Annotated in this window: 3 protein-coding genes; 2 read left to right on the forward strand and 1 reads right to left on the reverse strand. The window is 72.0% G+C overall.

Going from position 1 to position 3934, the window contains the following annotated elements; translation table 11 throughout:
- Both traA and K2X24_RS04595 read left to right on the forward strand, forming a co-directional pair.
- Positions 1 to 2853, forward strand: a 2853-nt coding sequence (gene traA, locus K2X24_RS04590; RefSeq protein WP_292495141.1) for a Ti-type conjugative transfer relaxase TraA, incomplete at its 5' end; no start/stop codon positions are given.
- 17 nt (positions 2854 to 2870) lie between these two features.
- Positions 2871 to 3641, forward strand: coding sequence for a DUF6118 family protein (locus tag K2X24_RS04595; RefSeq protein WP_292495143.1), 771 nt, complete (start codon positions 2871 to 2873; stop codon positions 3639 to 3641).
- Positions 3642 to 3727: 86 nt separating this feature from the next.
- Here K2X24_RS04595 and K2X24_RS04600 read toward each other — a convergent pair.
- Positions 3728 to 3934, reverse strand: a 207-nt coding sequence (locus K2X24_RS04600; RefSeq protein WP_292495145.1) for a helix-turn-helix domain-containing protein, incomplete at its 5' end; no start/stop codon positions are given.

Raw genomic sequence — 3934 nt, forward strand, 5'->3', positions numbered from 1 at the left:
CCGCACGCGCAGGGCGACCAGCGCAACCACCATGCCCATGTGCTGCTGACCACGCGCCGAGTTGGCCCGGAGGGTCTGGGCGAGAAGACGGACCTGGAGCGTGAGAACAAGTGGTTGCTGGCCAACGGGCGGCCGACGACGGACGCGCAGCTGCGTGAGATCCGAGCGGCTTGGGAAGGCATCGTCAACGCGCATCTGGCCGCGCAGGATCTCGACGTGCGCATCGACCACCGCAGCCACGCGATGCGCGGGGTGGGGCTGGTGCCGACCGAGCATGTCGGGGTGCACGCCAGCCGAATGGAGCGGCGGGGGCTCGCGGTGACGCGGGCAAAGCTCGATGCGCAGGCTGCGGCGCGCAATGCCGCGCGGATCGCCGAGCGCCCGGAGGAGGTGCTGACCCTGATCAGCCTCGAAAAGAGCGTGTTCGACCGGCGCGACATCGCCCGCGCCCTGCACCGGGCCCTGCCCGACGACGCGCAAGGCTTCCAGAACGCACTCGCCGTCGTGATGGCCTCGCCCGCTCTTCTCACCCTGCAGCCCGAGCACACAGATCCGCGCACCGGCGTTGTGGCGCCCGCGCGCTACAGCACGCACGCGATGGTGGCGCTGGAAGCCGGCATGGCGGCGGCGGCCGGCCGGATGCAGGTCGCGCGCACGCACGGCGTCGCCCCGGCTCGGATCGCCGCGGCGCTGGCGCGCCAGGATGCGGCGATCCGAAAAAGCGCGGGTGATCCCGCGGCCGGGTTGTCGGCCGAGCAGCGGGCGGCGATCCGGCACGTGACCGGGCCGGAGCGGATCGCCGCGGTGGTGGGGTTTGCCGGGGCGGGCAAGAGCACGATGCTGGCCGCGGCGCGCGCGGCCTGGGAGGCGCAAGGTCACCGGGTCCTGGGTGCGGCCCTGTCGGGCAAGGCCGCAGAAGGGCTGGAGGAGAGTTCGGGCATCGCCAGCCGCACCCTGGCCTCGTGGTCGCTGTCCTGGGAGCGCGATCGGCATCGCTTAAGCCGGTGCGACGTCTTCGTGATCGACGAGGCCGGGATGGTGGGCTCGAGCCAGCTCGCGCGCTTCGTGGCCGAGGCCGAGGGGCGGGGCGCCAAGATCGTGCTGGTGGGCGATCACGAGCAGCTCCAGGCGATCGGGGCGGGGGCACCGTTCCGGGCGATCGTCGAGCGCATCGGGCACGCCGAGCTCGGCGACATCCGCCGGCAGCGGAGCAACTGGCAGCGCGCCGCTTCGGTGGCCTTCGCCACGCATCGCACGGGCGAGGGCTTGGCGGCCTACGGGGCGGCCGGCGCGATCCGGTTCCTCGACGGAGGAGAGGCCGCGCGCGCCGCGATCGTGGCCGATGCCCTGGCCGATCGGACCAGCCGACCCGAGGGCTCGCGCGTGGTGCTGGCGCATCGGCGCGTCGACGTGGCGGCGCTCAATGCCGCCATCCGGGCGGGCCTGCAGGAGCAAGGCGCCTTGCCGCAGGGCGGGCAAGCGGGCGAGCGGGCCTTCAGCACCCGTGAGGGCGAGCGGCTGTTCGTAGCCGGCGACCGCATCGTGTTCCTGGAGAACGAACGTGAGCTCGGGGTCAAGAACGGCATGCTGGGCACGGTCGAGGCGGTGGCGGTTGGGCGCATCCAGGTGCGCCTCGACGGTCCGGCGGAGGCATCCCCCCGGCGGGTCACGGTCCCGACCGAGACCTACGCGGCCTTCGATCACGGCTACGCCACGACCATCCACAAAGCCCAAGGGGCGACGGTGGACCGGGCCTTCGTGCTGGCCTCGGCCACCCTCGACCGGCACCTGACCTACGTGGCGATGACCCGCCACCGCGATGGAGCGCAGCTCTACGTCGACGGCGCCGAGTTCGGACTGAGCGGTCCGGTGGAGGCCGGGGCGGCGCTGCCGGCCGGGTTCGTGGCACGGCTGTCGCGGGCGGGCACCAAGGAGACCACGCTGGACTATGCGCCGGCCTACGCGGCGCGCCGCGGGATCGCCGAGCGGTTCGGGCTCGGCAGTACGATCGCTCTGGTGTCGGAGGCGGCGGCTGCGGCCGTGACCCGGGTCCGGCGAGGGCTGTTCGCGGGGCTTCGCCTGAGCCGGACTGGCCCGGTCCGGGGTCCGCTGGCGTCGGCGCCGCGGCGTGACCCGTTCGCCGGATTGAAGCTCAGCCCCGGCCGCCCGAGCCCGCCGGAGTCGGCGATCGCCCCGGTGGCGGGGCGAGGCCCCGCGGACGCCACGGGCAGGGCTCCGGACCCTGGGGAGACGCGCAGTCCCGACAGGCTAGAGTTCGAAGCGGCGTTGGGGCGCTATTTGCGCGCGTGCGATGCGCGTGAACGCCAGGTCGGGGCTGGCCTACCCGTGCTCGAGGGACAGGCTCGGGAGCTGAGCTCTGCCACGGAAGCGCTGGAGCAGGCCCGCCCCGGGGTGGGGGAAACCCTGCGCTCGGCCCTCTGCCACGATCCGGAGGCCGCACCCGCAATGGCGATGCCGTCCGGTCGCGCCCGCCTCGCGGCGCTGGTGGCGGTCCTGGAGCGCGAGGCAGCCGTCCTCGCCGATCCGGCCGCGCGCGCGGAGCGCTTCGTACGGTCCTGGAGCGATCTGAGGGCGCAGCGCGCAGCCTTGCCCGGTCGCCAGCGCATGACGGCGCGCGGCGCGATCGAGGATCGGATGCAGGCCCTGCGGCTGAGCCTGAGCGACGATCCCGCGCTGGAGACGGCCCTGGCGTCCCGGCGCGAGGAGCTCGGGATCGCGCCCCGGGCGGAGCCGGGGCTCGGTCTGTCGCACGAGCTCGCGCGCAGCCTGGCGCCGGAGCAGAGCCCGGCCCTGGAGCGCACCCAAAGCCTGGGGCCGAGCCTCGGACTGTGAACCGCGAAGGACGCGAGATGCGCAACGACGAGGGCCGCGTGGGCCGGCCGGACCCAGGGCAGGGTGTCGGGGAGGCGGATGAGACCGTGGAGGCGGCGGTGGCGTTCGAGGCCCTGCGTGCCAGTGTCGAGCGGGTGGGGCGTGAGGTCCAGGCGGAGACCGCGCGCTTGGCGGAAGGCATGACGGCGGCCCTGGATCGCGCCGAGATGACTGGCACACCGGTCGATTACAGCGCCGATCTCGGCCGTCTGGTCCAGGAGCTGGCGACGGTGAGCGAACGCCTGGGGGCGATCGAGCGGCTTCCCGCCCTGCGCCAGGATGCGGAGCGCGCCGTCCGTCTGCTCCAGAGCAGCAGCGAGGAGCTGGTCCGGGACGCGGTTCGACGGCTCGACGCGCGCGCGGAGGTGTTCCTCCGGGAAACGCGCGTGCTGAAGGCCAGGAGCTGGCCCCTATGGATGTACGAGGACCGGAACCGGATCGCCTTTGTCGGTGTGGCTGCAGGGCTGGCGGGTCTTTATCTCGGGGCGATGGCGGTCTTCCTTGTTCCCAATCTCCTGCCGTTCGGAGCCGCCGAGTCCGTGGCCAGGAAGATCCTGGGCGAGGGATCGTCGTGGCAGGCAGGCATCCGCCTCATGACATTCGAGGACCCGCTCAGGGTGAGCCAGCTGGCTGCGGCCGACAGGCTGGTGCGGGTGAACGCCGCGGTGATCGAGGCGTGCCGCGAAGCGGTCGCCAAGACGGGCAAGGATCAGCCCTGTACCATCACCGTGCCGGTGCCGGGAAAGTAGATCTGGAGCGCCGATCAGAACTGCTTAAAAAAGCAGCTCTTCTGGGCCGAGAAATGTATCGTCTATTCGGGTCGTAGCTCAGCCCGTCAGCCGGCTAAGGCGCGCATCTCGGAAGCACCGTCGTGAAGCGCGTAGCCGCGACCCCAGACCGTCTCGATGTAGTTCTTGCCACCCGAGGCGTTAGCGAGCTTCTTGCGCATTTTACAGATGAACACATCGATGATCTTGAGCTCGGGCTCGTCCATGCCGCCGTAGAGATGGTTGAGGAACATCTCCTTCGTCAGCGTCGTGCC

Source organism: Methylobacterium sp. (genome assembly GCF_019750675.1).
Classification (GTDB): domain Bacteria; phylum Pseudomonadota; class Alphaproteobacteria; order Rhizobiales; family Beijerinckiaceae; genus Methylobacterium.